This is a genomic window from Paraglaciecola aquimarina (genome assembly GCF_032464635.1).
Lineage (GTDB): Bacteria > Pseudomonadota > Gammaproteobacteria > Enterobacterales > Alteromonadaceae > Paraglaciecola > Paraglaciecola aquimarina.
Window position 1 is genome coordinate 3,543,970 of sequence record NZ_JAWDIO010000002.1, and the last position, 17,026, is coordinate 3,560,995.

General features: G+C 40.2%; 15 protein-coding genes and 4 pseudogenes. 8 read left to right on the forward strand and 11 right to left on the reverse strand.

The window, feature by feature from the left end; genetic code table 11:
* Nucleotides 1-4 precede the first annotated feature (4 nt).
* A pseudogene (locus tag RS130_RS17580) lies at nt 5-1,427 on the reverse strand (mannose-1-phosphate guanylyltransferase/mannose-6-phosphate isomerase).
* A gap of 233 nt (nt 1,428-1,660) precedes the next feature.
* Here RS130_RS17580 and tcdA point away from each other — a divergent pair.
* Together tcdA and RS130_RS17590 are read left to right on the forward strand one after the other, a co-directional pair.
* A complete protein-coding gene (gene tcdA, locus RS130_RS17585; RefSeq protein WP_316027008.1) occupies nt 1,661-2,452 on the forward strand; it encodes a tRNA cyclic N6-threonylcarbamoyladenosine(37) synthase TcdA in 792 nt (263 codons plus the stop codon).
* A gap of 1 nt (nt 2,453) precedes the next feature.
* Complete coding sequence (locus RS130_RS17590; protein ID WP_316027009.1) at nt 2,454-2,867, forward strand: hypothetical protein; 414 nt, start codon at nt 2,454-2,456, stop codon at nt 2,865-2,867.
* Between the two features lie 19 nt (nt 2,868-2,886).
* Here RS130_RS17590 and RS130_RS17595 read toward each other — a convergent pair whose 3' ends face one another.
* The 6 genes and pseudogenes from RS130_RS17595 to RS130_RS17620 form a co-directional block, all read right to left on the reverse strand.
* Nucleotides 2,887-3,087 carry a DUF2919 family protein gene (locus RS130_RS17595; RefSeq protein WP_316027010.1) on the reverse strand — a complete coding sequence of 67 codons (201 nt, stop codon included), beginning with the start codon at nt 3,085-3,087 and terminating at the stop codon, nt 2,887-2,889.
* 5 nt (nt 3,088-3,092) lie between these two features.
* Nucleotides 3,093-3,377: a DUF2919 family protein gene (locus tag RS130_RS17600; RefSeq protein ID WP_316027011.1), complete on the reverse strand. Its 285-nt coding sequence runs from the start codon at nt 3,375-3,377 to the stop codon at nt 3,093-3,095.
* Between the two features lie 116 nt (nt 3,378-3,493).
* Complete coding sequence (locus tag RS130_RS17605) at nt 3,494-4,609, reverse strand: GGDEF domain-containing protein (protein WP_316027012.1); 1,116 nt, start codon at nt 4,607-4,609, stop codon at nt 3,494-3,496.
* Nucleotides 4,543-5,274 (reverse strand): hypothetical protein, encoded by a 732-nt coding sequence (locus RS130_RS17610; protein ID WP_316027013.1) that lies wholly within the window; start codon nt 5,272-5,274, stop codon nt 4,543-4,545. Before RS130_RS17610 ends, RS130_RS17605 begins: the two co-directional genes overlap by 67 nt.
* A gap of 197 nt (nt 5,275-5,471) precedes the next feature.
* A pseudogene (locus tag RS130_RS17615) lies at nt 5,472-6,842 on the reverse strand (Na+/H+ antiporter NhaC family protein).
* Nucleotides 6,843-7,069: 227 nt separating this feature from the next.
* A complete protein-coding gene (locus tag RS130_RS17620) occupies nt 7,070-7,588 on the reverse strand; it encodes a DUF6817 domain-containing protein (protein WP_316027014.1) in 519 nt (172 codons plus the stop codon).
* Between the two features lie 891 nt (nt 7,589-8,479).
* On the opposite strand from RS130_RS17620, the gene asnS reads away from it, so the two are divergent.
* Nucleotides 8,480-9,877: an asparagine--tRNA ligase gene (gene asnS / locus RS130_RS17625; protein WP_316027015.1), complete on the forward strand. Its 1,398-nt coding sequence runs from the start codon at nt 8,480-8,482 to the stop codon at nt 9,875-9,877.
* A 92-nt stretch (nt 9,878-9,969) separates the two neighbouring features.
* Entirely contained in the window at nt 9,970-10,488 is a 519-nt protein-coding gene (locus tag RS130_RS17630) for a PepSY domain-containing protein (protein WP_316027016.1), read from the forward strand.
* Nucleotides 10,489-10,599: 111 nt separating this feature from the next.
* Here RS130_RS17630 and RS130_RS17635 read toward each other — a convergent pair whose 3' ends face one another.
* Together RS130_RS17635 and RS130_RS17640 are read right to left on the reverse strand one after the other, a co-directional pair.
* Nucleotides 10,600-11,061, reverse strand: a complete 462-nt coding sequence (locus RS130_RS17635) for a GNAT family N-acetyltransferase (RefSeq protein WP_316028091.1) — start codon at nt 11,059-11,061, stop codon at nt 10,600-10,602.
* A 21-nt stretch (nt 11,062-11,082) separates the two neighbouring features.
* Nucleotides 11,083-11,423: pseudogene (locus RS130_RS17640) on the reverse strand (winged helix-turn-helix transcriptional regulator).
* Nucleotides 11,424-11,529: 106 nt separating this feature from the next.
* On the opposite strand from RS130_RS17640, the gene RS130_RS17645 reads away from it, so the two are divergent.
* From RS130_RS17645 to RS130_RS23605, 4 genes and pseudogenes are all read left to right on the forward strand, one after another.
* On the forward strand, nt 11,530-12,303 hold the full coding sequence (locus RS130_RS17645) for an SDR family NAD(P)-dependent oxidoreductase (RefSeq protein WP_316027017.1): 774 nt from the start codon (nt 11,530-11,532) through the stop codon (nt 12,301-12,303).
* A gap of 58 nt (nt 12,304-12,361) precedes the next feature.
* Nucleotides 12,362-13,027 carry a cupin domain-containing protein gene (locus tag RS130_RS17650; RefSeq protein ID WP_316027018.1) on the forward strand — a complete coding sequence of 222 codons (666 nt, stop codon included), beginning with the start codon at nt 12,362-12,364 and terminating at the stop codon, nt 13,025-13,027.
* A gap of 441 nt (nt 13,028-13,468) precedes the next feature.
* A pseudogene (locus RS130_RS23600) lies at nt 13,469-14,262 on the forward strand (DUF1593 domain-containing protein); the annotation flags it as partial.
* Between the two features lie 333 nt (nt 14,263-14,595).
* Nucleotides 14,596-14,904, forward strand: a complete 309-nt coding sequence (locus RS130_RS23605; RefSeq protein ID WP_346433346.1) for a hypothetical protein — start codon at nt 14,596-14,598, stop codon at nt 14,902-14,904.
* 578 nt (nt 14,905-15,482) lie between these two features.
* Here RS130_RS23605 and RS130_RS17660 read toward each other — a convergent pair.
* Nucleotides 15,483-15,863 carry a hypothetical protein gene (locus tag RS130_RS17660; protein ID WP_316027019.1) on the reverse strand — a complete coding sequence of 127 codons (381 nt, stop codon included), beginning with the start codon at nt 15,861-15,863 and terminating at the stop codon, nt 15,483-15,485.
* Between the two features lie 280 nt (nt 15,864-16,143).
* A complete protein-coding gene (locus RS130_RS17665; RefSeq protein ID WP_316027020.1) occupies nt 16,144-16,293 on the reverse strand; it encodes a hypothetical protein in 150 nt (49 codons plus the stop codon).
* Nucleotides 16,294-17,026 lie beyond the last annotated feature (733 nt).

Genomic DNA, 17,026 nt, shown 5'->3' on the forward strand with positions numbered 1-17,026 from the left:
TAAATTATTTGCTCTCAACACGTCCGTATCTGTCCGAAAATCTAACAATATCATCTTCTCCTAAATAGGTACCAGACTGCACCTCAATGAGTTCCAATGGAATTTTTCCAGGATTTTCTAGGGCGTGAACCACACCAATAGGAATATAAGTAGATTGGTTCTCAGAAAGTAACAAGGTTTCTTCGCCATTGGTCACTTTCGCTGTACCTGCCACAACAATCCAGTGTTCAGCTCGGTGGTGATGCATTTGTACCGATAACTTTTCCCCATAGCTTAACGGTAATCCGTTTTACTTGGAAACGTTCGCCATTGTCTATTGAGTCATAACTCCCCCAAGGTCTGAACACTTCTCGGTGGAATTCCCACTCTGGGCGATGTTCAGCTTTGAGTTTATTCACCACATGCTTAATATCTTGAACTTTGTCTTTATTGGCCACTAATACCGAATCTTTAGTCTCAACCACCACTACATTGTCTAAACCAACTACCGAGATTAAACGTTGCTCAGAGTTGATATAACTGTTGTTAACGCCTTCTAAAATAGCGTCGCCAATGACCACGTTGTTATTTTCATCTTTTTGTTTGGCGGTTTCCCACAACGAAGACCAACTGCCAACGTCGCTCCAGCCAGCATCTAGCGGTACCACACAGGCAGCATCCGTTTTTTCCATAACCGCATAGTCGATAGAGTCATCTGGGCAATTTACAAAAGTAGCAGCGTCCACGCGCACAAATTCTAAATCTTGAGATTCAGTGGCAATCGCTTTTTTACAAATATCTAGCATTTGTGGGTTATATTTTTCTAATTCTTCTAGATAACGACTTGCTTTAAACATAAACATGCCACTATTCCAGTAATACTCGCCAGAATCGACATATGTTTGGGCGGTCGCTAAGTTTGGTTTTTCTACGAAATTGGCAACATCAAAGCCTACGTCGACGCCAACTACCTGCAGACCACGCTTTATATAGCCATATCCAGTATGTGCTGAATCTGGCACTATGCCAAAAGTCACCAATTTACCTTTATTTGCTAGCACTTCTGCTTTGGCTATGGCCTGATGAAAAGCTGGCGCATCACTAATTAAATGGTCAGCAGCTAAAATAAGCAAAGTAGGATCATCTCCTTGCAAGGATGCATGCAATGCCGCAAGGGCAATTGCTGGTGCAGTATTTCTGCCCATGGGTTCGAGTAGAATCCCTCCATGGTCAATATCTTGCTGACGAAGTTGTTCGGCGACTAAAAAGCGATGAGCATCATTACAAATAACTATTGGGTTTTCTGCTTCGGTACCATCTAATCTTGCGATAGTGTCTTGCAACATTGTGAGATCACAAGTCAAACTTAAGAATTGTTTAGGTAAAGCGGCTCGGGATTTTGGCCACAAGCGACTTCCACTACCACCGGCTAACACTACAGGTTTCATATTACTATCCTTTTAATTTTTAGTACCACAAGACATTAATATCGCCCCGTACTTTTCTGCGTAGGATAATATTCAAGCTCAATAACTTAATCAACAGCCGATGCTGAATGACTGCGTGTTTTTGTCCTTTTTAGAGAAAAAACTACTGAGTAAGGTATTTTTGTATATCTATCACTAGAGAAACCATTGAGCGCTGATACAATAGCCGCTGATTAGTTAAGTTGTCAGGTATTATGAGTCTAGAAAAACAGAGATTTGGGGGCACCCAAAGATTATATGGAACTAAGCAAACACAAATATTACAGAAATCACATATATGCATAGTGGGTATTGGTGGTGTGGGCACTTGGGTTGCAGAAGGGTTAGCCAGAACAGCGATAGGTAAAATTACGTTAATTGATTTAGATGATATTTGTGTTACTAACACTAATCGTCAAATTCACGCGCTGCAAAACACTGTGGGCCAAGCAAAAGTAGACGCGATGGCCGAGCGAATTAAGTTGATCAACCCAGATTGTGATGTACAAGTCATAGAAGATTTTGTTACGCCAGACAACGTAGGTCAACTATTAAGCCATGAGTTTGATTATGTAGTAGACGCAACCGATAGTATTAAAGCCAAAGCGGCAATGGTTGCCTATTGTAAGCGTAATAAAATTCCTATTATTACCATAGGTGGAGCAGGCGGTCAGATAGACCCGACCAAAATTGCAGTAACAGATTTAAGTAAAACCATTCAAGACCCACTCGCTGCAAAATTACGTTCAGAGTTACGACGTTTTTACAACTTTACTACGACGCCCAAAAGACGTTTTGCTGTGGACTGCGTATACTCAACCGAACAATTGCGTTATCCACAAGAAGATGGCAGTGTATGCATGAATAAATCGTCCGCCGACGGCAGCACGAAATTAGATTGCAATACAGGATTCGGTGCTTCGGTTGCCGTTACTGCAACCTTTGGTTTTGTTGCCACTGCCCGGGTAATTGAAAAGCTACTCATGAAAAAACAAAAGGAAGCATAGAATGTCCATGACTTCAGAAGATTTAATCCTATTAATGGCCGACAGCGCAGAAAACGCAATAATTACTACCAAAGAAGAATTTAATATTACACTTGATGGCAGCGAAGAGAGTATTAATTTAGTAGATGACATCATACTCAGTTGGCTTGCCAAATATAAAGCTGTAGCCCTTGAAGAAAATGCAGTATTCACTATATGTAATATTTATGGAGCCTATATTGGCGAGATATTTCGTAAGAAAATAGGTGGAGAATGGAAGTATGACGAGTCTGATCCAGATGCCCCATATGTGGTCCTGAATTATGCAGGGAATAGCTATGCATTTGCTGGTGTATGTTATCAACGTTTAGTCAATGATAGCGAAGTAAGCATACAACAATATTACCGACAAGCTGTGAGTAACAATATCCAATAATGGCCTAGTGTCAGCTTTCTCAGGTCACGGGGGCAAGGTGGTTTTCTGCCTTTCGCCAGTCTTGCAACATAAATGAAATATGCTTGTCCCGTGACAAATAGTACAAACAAAATATATCAATTAACAAAGTGAAGGCAATAATCCAAGAAAATTGCCAATGCTGTAAATGCGCGAAAAATACATGAGCCCCCAAATCAGCAAGACTTGATATTAGTAGCAAAGGTTTTACCCAGAAAAACATCCACACTTTATTGGTTTTCCATAGTTTTCTCTAAAACCAATAAGCGTGACACTCAGCAAAGCAGGTAACGCAATCATCAAGCTTAAATATAGATATCGCTGTTCACCATAAAACAATGAAATAAGTTCGTTGCTATACTGTTTGGATGAATAAGCACCGATCAAAACGACAATACTGCGACACAAGTACAACGCAGTTAAATAAAGGCCCACTGGTGGCTTTACTCTGCCGGCATCATCATAATATTTAAGGGGAAGTAATAATTTCACAAACGATACTTTTAACAACGATTAAATTAACGAAACAAAATGCTGCTCAGCTATTATGCGCATCTTGTCGAACCACATCCTACGACCGACAAAATGCAATTCACTCTGCATAATTCTCACTTGTTTACGCCTTTCTTTACAACATCACGTATATCTGCCAAAACCTCATCTAAATCGGCAAAGTCCCCATCTGAACTATAAATACTCATACTGGAACGCACATTAATACTTGAACCAGTCACGTCATTGAACACTACGTTGGTTAATGCGTCCAATATGCGCTCAAATAGGTCATTTGCGGTCTGTTCCTCAATATTCTTCAGACAAACAATAAATTGATCAGCACCAATTCGGCCGACAATATCTTGATCTCGCGTTACTTTTGTCAAACACTTCGCCACACTTTTAAGCGCTTCGTCTCCAGTCATGTAGCCAAATTGAGTATTCATTTCAGTAAAATTATTGACATCAAATACGGCCAAGGCATTGACCTTATGATTGAGAGGCGGCTTGACTTTTTTGATCAACGTTAAAACCGACTGCTCATTGTGCAGCCCTGTCAACTTGTCTGTTGCTAGCTTTTTCAAATAACGCTTTCCAACGAACAAATAGGCTAAAACAACGAGACTTAAAATAACAAATACTATGATTATGATAGTTTGCGTTCTCTGCGCTTTGGCTGCCGCCAAGTTATCTTCAAGGGCTAAAATTTCATTATGCAAATTTGCGACCCCCAATACTCTGGCTGATGTTTGTTGCACTCTAACCTTGTTAAGCATAGAAGCAGAATATCTAGCAAAGCTCTCCCTAGCCCCGTCGACATCACCTAAAAATAACTGTGCGTTAACTAAGAAAGCGATGTAGTGAATGTGATTAGACAATCGACTAGGAATAGCCGTTGCGCTATCTTGCTGGGCATACATAAATGCCTCAACACAAGCTTTGTTTTTGTCATGTAGGCACAGAGCGGCACTATACCATTCATGTAATTTATTCATTTGCTCGTTTGATATTTGCGCTAAGAATATCTTCCACTTAGCTAGACTTTGCCGTAACTCCTCATAATCTTCGATCCTGTAAAAGTAACGACTACGAGCGTAATGGTACCAACTATTAGTCAATGGCGTATTGACTTTAAGGTTGCCACGACCTAACTCTTCAATCATCAATAGCGCATTTTCGTTATCACCACTGCCACTATAGGCAGTAATAACACTGATGAGTGGCGCCAACTGATTTTTTCTTCATATACGGTCAAACCTAAACGATAAGACTTCTCGTATTGTTCAGCAGCCAGAGCATTTTGACCAATAGAGCTGTAAAGCAAACCTATATTGTTATGAATATGAGCTAAAGACTCGACGTCTTTTTTAGCTGAATACATCTTAACTAACGCAAACAAACGGCCTAACTTTACGCCGATACTTTGCTGCTCTTGATCACACACGGTAATTAACCCTAGTTGCGAGCTCAAGTGAATATCATTGAATTTGTCTCTTGCTAATTGTTCTGATTGCCGATAATACTCGCATCGCTTGGGGTTATCATTAACATCAAAGATAAACCCTAACTGATACATTAAACTAGCGTAACTGTGAGATGTGAGGTCAATGTTCCCTTCATCAATAATGGCATCCAGAATAGATTTAGCCTGATCATTTTTGCCTACACAAATTAACCAGTGAGCTTTGTACACAAGTAAATTCAAGCGATCAGTCTCGACAATATCTGCCCTAGAAAGAAAATTTTCCAACGCTGGCACATCGCTATCATTTGGGCAGTCGAAGGTTTTAACCGCCACCTTTGCTAGAAAGTCGCTAACTTCATTAGCGTATACGCTAGTGGTTGAAAGTATCCAAACAAAGCCTGCAATTATTGTTTTTATTATTACGTTCAAAACGACCTCAAAGATACGAATAATTATCAGTAGTATACATAAAACAGTTATGCTTAACGCCACCAACTGGAAAGCCAATCATAAGCTTTGCTCAAAAGATCGTCACCCATCTCCTAACCCGTGACCAGCATATAAACTGTAGTCCGCCCTTATTACAAGCGCAATGATATTATTTCTACTTACCTTTATTTAACCAGTTAAAGCACGATCAAGCTAACGACAAAATACCCAACAAGGGTAATTATTCCGCCCAAAAGCGCATATGGCATTTGAGTGCGCACATGGGTTAACAAGTCACAACCAGATGCAATAGATGATACCGCTGTTGTATCAGATATAGGCGAGCAATGATCACCAAATATACCGCCACCCAAAATGGCGGCAATCACCAACGAAGGTGGTAAGCCTAACGTTTGAATAAGTGGTACACCAATTGGGATTAAAATAGCAAAGGTCCCCCAAGAGGTGCCGGTGGTAAATGACATTAATGCCCCTGCCAAAAATAACGAAGGCACTATCAAACTTACAGGTAAATAATCACCCACAATATTTGCCACAAACACGCCTGTGCCGAGCTCTTTTAAACTTGCGCCTAAGGTTAACGAAAACAATACAATAGTCACCAGTGGTAAGATTTCTCCCATCCCTTTAAAACCAGTATCGACCAGTTCTTTGTGTGAATATTGTTTTGAGCTAAGCAATAGAATGTAACTAATAAACATGGCTAAAATAGTGGCATATAAAACAGACTTGCTGCCACTTCCATTAGCTAAATCTCCATCTCCGGTCCAAAACATAAACCCCACCATGCCTATTATCATACTTAGCAATGGCAAAACCATAAACCTAGCTTTTGTGCCTTTCACTTCAACTTGCTCAGAATCCAATAGTACTAACTCTTGCTCGGCCTTTTTCATAGGGCCGTGTACTCTATCAGCTAAAATAGTATACAAAACTAATAGCAAAGCGATAATTGCATAAAATTCAATGGCACTGTGCCCCACAGTACCGACACTGCACTTTGCTCTAATTCATAATTACTTAATAGCGCTAAAATAAAGGCGCCCCAGCCATTTAACAAAATCAAGATACAAATTGGAGCACTAGTGCTATCAATCACATAAGCCAACCTAGCCCGACTCATTTTAAATTTATCAAATAGACCTCGAGATAAAATCCCCGAAGCTAATACACTCAAGTTTGACTCAATAAATACTGCAATGCCGGTAAACATCGTGAGTAAACCCACTTGCTTTTACTTTTGCCACACCTTTACTAATCAGCATTTCTACCGTAGCCGCAACGCCACCCGATTGACGCATATAAGCTAACAGCGAGCCAATCAATAAACTGAACATTAAAATTCGGCTATTACCCGGCGAAGTAACAATTGACACCACTCTTTCTATTGAGCCAACAGCGGTGGTGAATACCAACTCTGAACCGTCTTTAAAAGCTAATAGTAATTCAGCACTGAAGATAGCCAAAACTAAAGCGAGAATCACTTCTTTGCGCCAAAACACCACTATGATTGCGATTATAGGAGGTAATATAGAATACCAATGCATGCGTTAACCTTAATAAAATTCAAGTACCACTTTCGTCATATAGCCACTGTGTTGAATCCACGCCTTCGATAGTGACTTTGTTAGTGACTTTCACCTAGGCGACACCTTGAATAAACCAACAGGGTTATGGCACAGCGATTTACTAAACAAGTTTGGCTATTTCAACGAAATGTGAATGATATGAAACATTCCCTTAGATATTCTAACGACTACATTAAAACACCACGCTAATTAAATAACTGCCTAATCTTACGATTGGCCGCCCTACTCAGAAAACTTTCTATGGTATTAAGCCTGTTCGACCATACTTGAGTGTTGTGCCGTAAATAGGCGGGGCTAGATGTCGCTTTATCAACCATAATAGCGACATCTAACTCACATATGTCTTTTACTCGCTGTGTGCCAACGAACGTATTTTGCTGGGTGAATTTATGGCAATATACCGAAGATTCCCCCTTATCTAACACGCTATAAAATTGATCTTTGTCACAACAAAAATACTGATAAATAAGTTGCTCTACATCTTCGCCAATTATGGCCGCTATGTCAGTTCTTTCAGTTGATGTAATTAAGGCTTGCTTGGGATCGTATGCTAGATAATACAACCCAGCATCTTGCAAAAATTCTGGCGCAGACCAAGATTTCAATATGCATCTTGTGCGTTCTAGATGCTCGATCATTGCCGGTTGAACATGCTCAAATTCCCCCGCCCCTAATTCTATTAATTTACGAAATTTCACATCCATAATTGACCTCTTACAACTTAAATCGAGATGGTGTAAGCACAAACTATGTCTGCACATTACTTAAACCACTACTTGCCAATACCCCACTAAAATCAGACGTTCGCTTATCTGACTTTACATCTATTCTGCCTTTATCTAAGGATTAAGCTCAAAATACAGGATAATCAGGCCTCGACACTGCAGTAAACATGAGCACTAACCCATTAATACCGTAGTGATCTTTCTTCTTCTATTCCGCTGACGTTTCATTAAAAGTACAATTGCGCTAATCACCACGCAACAAAACAGCAATCCAACTAAATACCAGCTCAACGTTTCGGACCAAGCCTGCCTGGCTTCAACTCCCAAAACGCTTGAACGCCTGAGACAAATTCTGGGCGAGCATTATGAAAAACAAGTAAGGCAGCAATGAACACAAACCAACCTATAACGTTGATTACTACCATGCACTGAAATAATCGATCTTTCTCTCGGGGAGACTTGCGCCTATTCACTATAGGTTTATCTTTTGATTCATCTGTTTTCATATTTAATTGAAGCTTTTATATTGCCAATTGTAAGGCACCTACTGACGCATTCCATATCGCGGTTTATATATTAAATTTAGATTTTCCTTGAGTCTATGCCCCACCTGAGTAAAATCACAGTTCTTGTATAATGAGCCAAGTAAACAACTTATATATTGTTGTTTTAATAATAATTTTTATTTTTCAGCCAACCTCAAACTTTCGTAAAGCATAACTGCTCTTGACAGAAATTTATAGTCATGTCACGAGTCTATACATTGAAAGTATAATCCAATTAACAAACTGGCTGATTATAAATAGACAATGACAGTAATTCATACATATGACCAGTAGGTCGCAATACCCAATCAGTGGAGACAGGTAAATGGCGCATGCTCCGGTGGCAGAGATTTTTGCCGGCAAATATTCAGTTGGTGACCAAGTCACCATTAAAGGGTGGGTAAGAACTCGCCGAGATTCTAAAGCAGGTTTATCATTTGTAGCAGTGCACGATGGCAGTTGTTTTGATCCTATTCAAGTTATCGCTCTCAATACGCTAGAAAACTATGCCGATATTCAGAAATTAACAACAAGCTGCTCGTTGATCGTCACCGGCATACTTAAAGCGTCCGAAGGTCAAGGGCAAGCATTAGAAATAGACGCTCAAAACATCGAAATAGTAGGCTGGGTGGAAAATCCAGATACATACCCAATGTCGGCTAAACGCCATAGTATTGAGTATTTGCGTGAACACGCGCACTTGCGGGCTCGTACAAATGTGATTGGCGCAGTCACCCGAGTACGTAACTGCTTATCTCAAGCTATTCATAGATTTTTTCATGAGCAAGGTTATTGCTGGATAAGTACACCTATATTAACCGCCAGTGATACCGAAGGTGCCGGAGAAATGTTCCGCGTATCGACGTTAGACATGATGAACCTGCCACGAACAGATAAAGGTGAAGTGGATTTCAGCCAAGACTTTTTTGGTAAAGAAACATTTTTAACTGTGTCTGGGCAACTGAACGGTGAGACTTACGCTACGGCCATGTCAAAAATTTATACTTTTGGTCCGACCTTTAGAGCAGAAAACTCCAACACTAGCAGGCACCTTGCTGAATTTTGGATGATAGAGCCCGAAGTCGCTTTTGCCGACTTGGCGGATATTGCTCAATTATCAGAAGACTTGCTCAAATATGTGTTTAAAGCGGTGCTAGCAGAACGTGCAGATGACATGGCATTTTTTGCCCAGCGCGTGAATAAAGAAGTCATTAACCGCTTAGAGAAAGTGATCGAACAGGACTTTGTTCGCATGGACTACACCGATGCTATCGAAATTTTGCAAAACTGCGGTAAGCAATTCGAATTTCCCGTGAATTGGGGCGTCGATTTATCGTCAGAACACGAACGTTATTTAGCCGAAGAACATGTTGGCGCACCTATCATCATGCAAAACTACCCAAAAGACATTAAAGCCTTTTATATGCGCATTAATGATGACGGTAAAACAGTGGCCGCAATGGATGTATTAGCGCCTGGCATTGGCGAAATCATTGGTGGTTCACAACGTGAAGAACGTCTTGATGTGTTCGACCGTCGATTAGCCGATATGAATTTAAGCCAAGAAGATTACAGTTGGTACCGTGACCTACGTAGATATGGCACCGTACCTCATGCGGGCTTCGGTTTAGGTTTTGAACGCTTGGTAGCTTATGTAACAGGCATGCAAAATGTCCGAGATGTTATAGCCTTTCCACGTACCCCAGGTAATGCGAACTACTAGCGCTAACAAGTTTCGAACAAAATTACTACGCCCCTTTATTTTAAAGGCGCTTTTTTATGATTAAAGAATATTAACAAGAGAATAAGAGCAAAATGGCATCAGTTAAATTTCACAACAGCTTTAGAAAATACCACAGGTGGTTGGGTTACTTTTTAGCGGGGATTATGGCTGTGTATTCTGTTAGCGGAGTTTTACTTATATTCCGCAAGACAGATTTTTTAAAGTACAACTACAGCACCGAAAAGCAACTTTCAGCCAATTTAGATAGTAAAAGTTTAGAAAAGACGTTGGGCATTCGTAATTTTTCGGTGCTAGAAACCACTGCGGAAAAAGTAGTGTTTACGCAAGGTTATTATGAAAAAAGTACTGGCTTAGCGGTAATTAATAAAAAGGACTACCCTGCCACTCTAGCCAAAATGGTAAAATTGCACAAAGCCACCACCGGCAGCCCGTTGTTTATTTTAAACATTAGTTTTGGTCTTGGTTTACTATTTTTTGTCATTTCTTCTTTTCTGATGTTTATGCCCAAAAATGCGATATTTAGAAACGGCATTAAAGTAGCGGGGATTGGATTTTTATTTGCATTAATAGTGGTGTTGTTTGGTTCCTGATATTCAGGATCTAAAGTTTGTTAGAAATCTCGCACTGCCTGATAAATAAAATAATTTCTTTAGCATGACATGTCTTCGGGTTAACGGGTCTCAATCACCTTAGTTTAGTTTTCAGTACAACGACTCGCATTGTTTGTGCAAAGCGAGTTTTTCGATCCCATGTGCGGGTGTCCATCTGTTAAATTCGACAAATCCATGCTTTTTATACAAGCTAATTGCCGGCCTATTAGCAGTAGCTGTTTCAACTTGCGCTTGTTGATAATCAAACGTAGTTAAAACATGACTTAACAGTTCGCTAGCAATACCTTGTTTAAAAAACCTTGGGGCAACGGTTAAACTATGGACGTCTAACTGCTTGTCTTGTAACTCTATTTCAATTACGCCGGCAAGACAGTTGTTTACAACAGCAGCTAAAAATAAAGAGGGAGAATCTTGAATGTTTTTTATGCTTCTCGCCAATGGTGGAAAATCATCACAACCAATAAGATCCGCTTCAATTGCGTATGAGGTTTGAAAAATAGTAAAAATACCCTCTGCAACTTGTCTAGCAGAATGTTCAAGCTTTTTAATCACCAAACGTCTCTTCAATAAATTTCAACCTAGTCTATCAAGTTCGCTTTGTAACTTTTCAATCTGATCCAATATGCGCATAAATTTCATGCCAAACTCAGTCACCTCATATTCCACTCTTGGCGGCACTTCATTGTATGATCTACGCACTAAAATACCGAATTCAATGTTTTTTCTTAGGCATTGGTTCAATACTTTTGTGGTTAAGCCTTCTACAGTTCGTACCATTTCCCAGGTCTATTTATCCCACTATCTAAGAGTTGATAAACAGTTAACGACCATTTACAGCCGTATATGGTTTCTATCATTCGAGCACTTTTATCAGGAGCGACTTTTCTCTTAAAATTAATCTCTTTTGTTTTCATAAAGATGTACCTAAAAGTACCTACCTTACCGATTTGTACTTACTTTTTAGTCCCATAACTGTTTGTTAAATTATTCGCACACTTTAACAGATTGAGAATATAAATTATGAATAATTCCCCCTTTGCATTGATCGTTGGAGGCTCTAGCGGCATAGGTTTAGCCTGTGCAAAACAACTAATAGCCGAAGGCATTAACGTTGCTATTGTTGGTAACAATGAACATAAATTAAGCGCAGCTAAAGTGGCATTAAGTACACTATCTAGCAATCAAGCGTTGGTAGAGACTATTCAAGCGAACCTCTATCAACAAGCTGACGTCGATAGGGTGATTAAAAAGCTGAACGATGAAAGTCGTCATATCAAGTACTTTGTAAATGCGGCAGGCTATTTCAATCCGAAACCATTTTTACAACACGAAATAAGTGATTATGACGCCTATGCAATCATGAACCGTTCAACATTTTTTATCAGTCAAGCCGTGGCCCAAAACATGATAAAACACGGCGGAGGCGCTATGGTCCATGTAGGTTCGATGTGGGCTAAACAAGCGATCAAAGCAACCCCTTCTTCTGCTTACTCTATGGCTAAAGCGGGACTACATTCACTTACTCAACACATGGCCATGGAATTAGCCGAACATAACATCCGTGTTAATGCCGTTTCGCCAGCAGTAGTTAAAACCCCTATTTATGAAACCTTTATCGACCCAGCGCAAATGGATGATGCGTTAGCGGGTTTCAATGACTTTCATCCCATCGGGCGTATTGGCTCGGCAGAAGATGTAGCTAACAGTATTAACTTTCTGTTACAACAGAGCACTAGTTGGGTAACAGGTGCGATTTGGGATGTTGATGGCGGCGTTATGGCGGGCAGAAACTAATCTGCTCTAACCTCTGCCTAATACTAATCTAGCGACACAATAAAAATAGGATATGAACATGACAACTCGCTTACATGCAGACTTTACAAAACGTACCGTCATTCGACCAGACGACTATCAATGGGTACCGTCTCCCATGGCTGGAGTTGAGCGTATGATGCTTGACAGAATTGGCGATGAAGTAGCCAGAGCTACGTCTATTGTAAGGTATGCTCCTTTTAGCCAGTTTTCATCTCATACCCATTCGGGTGGTGAAGAGTTTTTTGTGCTCGAAGGCGTATTTGCTGACGAACATCAAGAATACCCTATTGGCAGTTACGTACGTAACCCAATTGGCACCGCCCACACCCCGAAAATAGGCGAACAAGGTGCCACCATTTTTGTGAAGTTACAGCAATTTGAGCAAGCAGACAGGGAACAAAAAGCCATTCATACTCCAACACAAGCTTGGCATCAAGGTCTGGTAAAGGGTTTAACCGTCATGCCTCTTCATCAATTTGAAACTGAAAACGTTGCACTAGTGAAATGGGCACCTAACACCCAGTTTAATAGCCACCAACACTGGGGCGGTGAAGAAATATTGGTATTAGCTGGAACCTTTCACGACGAGCACGGCAGTTACCCCAAAGGGTCATGGATAAGAAGTCCCCACTTAAGCCGCCACAGCCCATTCACCAAAGAAGACGGCGCGTTGATTTACGTTAAAACCGGACACCTGCAGTGATGTAATGAAAATTTTTTATCAAAGTCAATCGCCAAATTGGAAGTGAGTCGCCAAATAGAATGCGTACTACGTTTGTTAATAGCGACGTTGTGACACACTAAACGCTACTCCCTTTCAATTCAAAAAATAAAAAGGAACAACGGCTTAGTTAGATGACGACTTAGTGGAGAAAAACCCAAATGAGTGCTAACACAATCATTGCTCAACTGCACTAGCTCAGCAATGATTGTGCTGCACGGCTAAAATAGCGAAACACAGGGTTCATAGGCCTCGGTATTAACTAGGTATTAAGAAAAGATAATACCTGTGAAATTCATGCTCGAATATCCCATTTTGCTTTTTTCCTACCTTTACGTTTTTTCATAATTAAGCTTTTTCTACTATTGCAACTACATTTTTACCTATAACATAAATTCAAGACTAAATAAGTGTGGAGCTTTCATGAAATTTATTGTTCTGGTACTAATCGCCACGTCATTACTGTCACCTCTCGCCCTTCATGCTCAAACTAACAACAGATTAATAGTCCTCACCGATATCGAGGCCGACCCCGATGACACCCAGTCGTTGGTTCGCTTGTTTTTATATTCTAACCAAATCGATATTAAAGGCCTTATCGCTACCACATCTTGTTGGATGAAATCTGAAATTCATCCAAAATCCATCAATAATGTGATCGCCGCATATCAACAAGTGCATAGTAATCTTATTCAACATCATGCTGACTTCAGCGCCCCTGAAACACTATTTAACGTGGTAAAACGGGGCTACCAGTCTATGGCATGTTAGGAGTGGGCTCTGACAAAAATTCTGAAGGCTCAGCTTGGATCATTCAAGAATTAGAAAAAGATGATGAACGCCCTTTATGGATTTCAGTTTGGGGTGGAGTCAATACACTAGCGCAAGCATTGCATACTATCAAACAAACGAAAACAGCCGCACAAGCTAAAAAACTGATTGCCAAACTCAGGGTTTATACTATTTCTGATCAAGACGACAGTGGTATTTGGATCAGAAACAATTTCCCCGATTTATTCTATATTGTCAGCCCTGGAGATTTTTATGCTAGCGCTACTTGGATGGGTGTCAACAATGTCGTCGAGGGCATTGATAATCACACGATAAGCAATGCCTGGCTAGCAAAAAACATTCAACAAAATCACGGGCCACTTGGTGCAATTTATCCTGACGTAGTCTGGGGCGTTGAGGGCGACACTCCCGCATTTTTATCATTGTTAGCTAATGGTCTAAACAACGCAGAGCACCCTGAATGGGGCGGCTGGGGAGGACGTTACGAACTATATCAGCCCAAGTACGAAAAAGACAAGCAAGGCAGTTCAAAATCAGGCGTGCCTCATGAGCCCGAAACACGCGCGATCTGGACAAATGCAGCAGATTATTACACGCCTATTATTGCTAAAGAATATGGCCGAACAGTTCAAAAAAGTAAAAAGTCTTTTACCTCCGACAAAGCCTCTTTATGGCGCTGGCGTGACGACTTTCAAAATGATTTTGCCGCACGTATAGATTGGTCAGTATTATCGTACGAAGAAGCAAATCATCCTCCCGTGCCCAAACTCAGCCATAGCGATCGCCTTACTCTACAATCAGGGCAAAGTTTTACCTTAAATGCCAGTGATTCAACTGATCCAGATGGCGATAATTTAAGCTTTCTGTGGTTCCAATACCCCGAAGCAGGCACATACAAACAACAAATAAAACTAGGTCCACCAGAAAACGTGAGTAGAATCAACGGTACCGCACCTAACGTAGAAAATGAACAAACCGTACACATAATTTTAAAAGTCACAGACAAAGGTGAGCCTCAGTTATCACGTTATAAAAGAGTGATTTTGACAATACAACCTACCAAGTAAAATAAAAGCGGTGAAGAGAATGTTCAGATTTGAGTAAAAAATATAGCAGTAAAAACTAAGAGCGGTCACAACAGCGACTATAGTAAACAGAGAAAAGTACAAAAATAGTAGCGATATACTAGAAAACTGTTGTGCACTGAGATTAAATACAAAGAAATCACTAACTCCCTCCTTTACTGCCCCTTCATTCCTAAGAGTCGTTAGGCACGAATCGAAGTATCTTATGCTGATCTAATTTGGTTCTGCTTATAGCGATGAAAGGAAACCAGCCAACAAACACACCTGAATGACGAAGGCGAAACATATATATTTCATCGAACGCGAAGCCATGTTTGTACTGGCTCCAATCATGGGTGTCTCAATTGGAGTTGCTGATCTAATTTGGTTCTGCTTATAGCGATGAAAGGAAACCAGCCTACAAACACACCTGAATGACGATGACGAAACATATATATTTCATCGAACGCGAAGCCATGTTTGTACTGGTTCCAATCATGGGTGTCTCAATTGGTGATGCGAGCTAAGCTAAGTAACCATCGGTACTCTGTTCTTGTTTACTTATTCGTCAGGTGCAAGCTTTAGTATTGCCCTTTAAGCCATCTTTTTGCAGTGATTTTTTGCAGCTTTCTACGGTATTTAACAGGTGAAAACTCTTCTGTACTACCTTTAATAATATCAAAAACATCCTTTGATATTATTGCTCCTATAGCATGAATAGCTTCATGCCGATCTAATCCTTGCCTAGTGAGTTTTGCAACTGTTTCTGCAAGCAAATTAACGCCCAAGGCCAATTGATTTTCAACAATCACATGAATTGATGAGTGTACTGATAATGCTTCGACGGGCATATCCAAGTCTAACCCGGCGTGATACCTCCAAACTAAGTCAATTTGCGTGGCTTCATCAAGTGCTAACCAAGCATCTGGCTCTATTGAATTATCTGGGTCATATACTTCCATTATCACCTCGAATATTTAGTAAGCTTGTATAGCTTCCTTTAAATTTAACTGAAAAAAACAATAATATGTTCTACTACGTTGCTAAAGATATTGAAACTCAGAGAATACCGAGAAAAAGCATAGAAAATCAAGTTAAGTAGGTTGAGATCAAGCCCATCAGCTTATCTAGCGTTGATCATTAATTACTGGCTAGACGCCCCAAAGAGGGACCTAGCCGACATTAAAACAGACAAAACATAGGTAATTCATTGTTTTAATTCACCATTAAAAGAAAAAACGTCTACTTATTCCAATCTCTCGCACATACCCTACCCGTTTGATAATAAGTTGGCATGAGTTCGATATAGTCTTTGAAATCAGTGTTTTCAACTAATATTCGGTTAACAGATTGCCAATCGACATCAGGCCAAGATTTTGCTGGGAGCTTCATTTCACTTTCACTCGGATTTTCAGGGTTAAACCAATAAACTCTAGGCGGGGTTTATCCTGCCAAAATACGTGTGCGTCATTTTTCACTATTTGGACTTTTTGCGATCCAATTTCTGCGACAATTTGAGATATAAAGGCTTTATCGTCTGCAAACCTTGGGTTCTTCCTTTTATCATTATAATCTTCTTAGTAATACTCAACAATTTTCTGAGATTGTGACAGTCTAGACACTAAATATTTCCTTAAATTTTCCACCTAGGCTTCGTATGATGATGAAAGCCATAATACTAGTAAACCGCCAACAATTAACAAGCCATCCATGATAATTGAAACTCAGATTAAACTTAATAAAAACAATTATCTAGAAAAATGTTGTTTAAATATACTGAGTAACAAGATATACGAATGTTAGAAATGGCTCCCTGCTAACAACATGCAGGAATGACGTTGGGGATAGCCAGCTGTCTGCGCATGAATATTGAACATATAAGGATGTTAACCCACTTCGCCAAAGTTTTATGATTGAGGTGAATAATCTTAGTTCGCAGCACTACTTTCCCTTTCAACCTTAGTGGCCTTAGTGGCGCAGCCATGCTTTTGATTTACCCGCGACTCTAAGCTCGCCAATTTTGTGGTGAATTTAGCGGTTCAATTGGCATGGATAGCCAATTGAGGCTTGCGACGTCGGGAACGTCTCAAGCCGGCCTGCTTAATTCATTACAAAATTGGAAGAA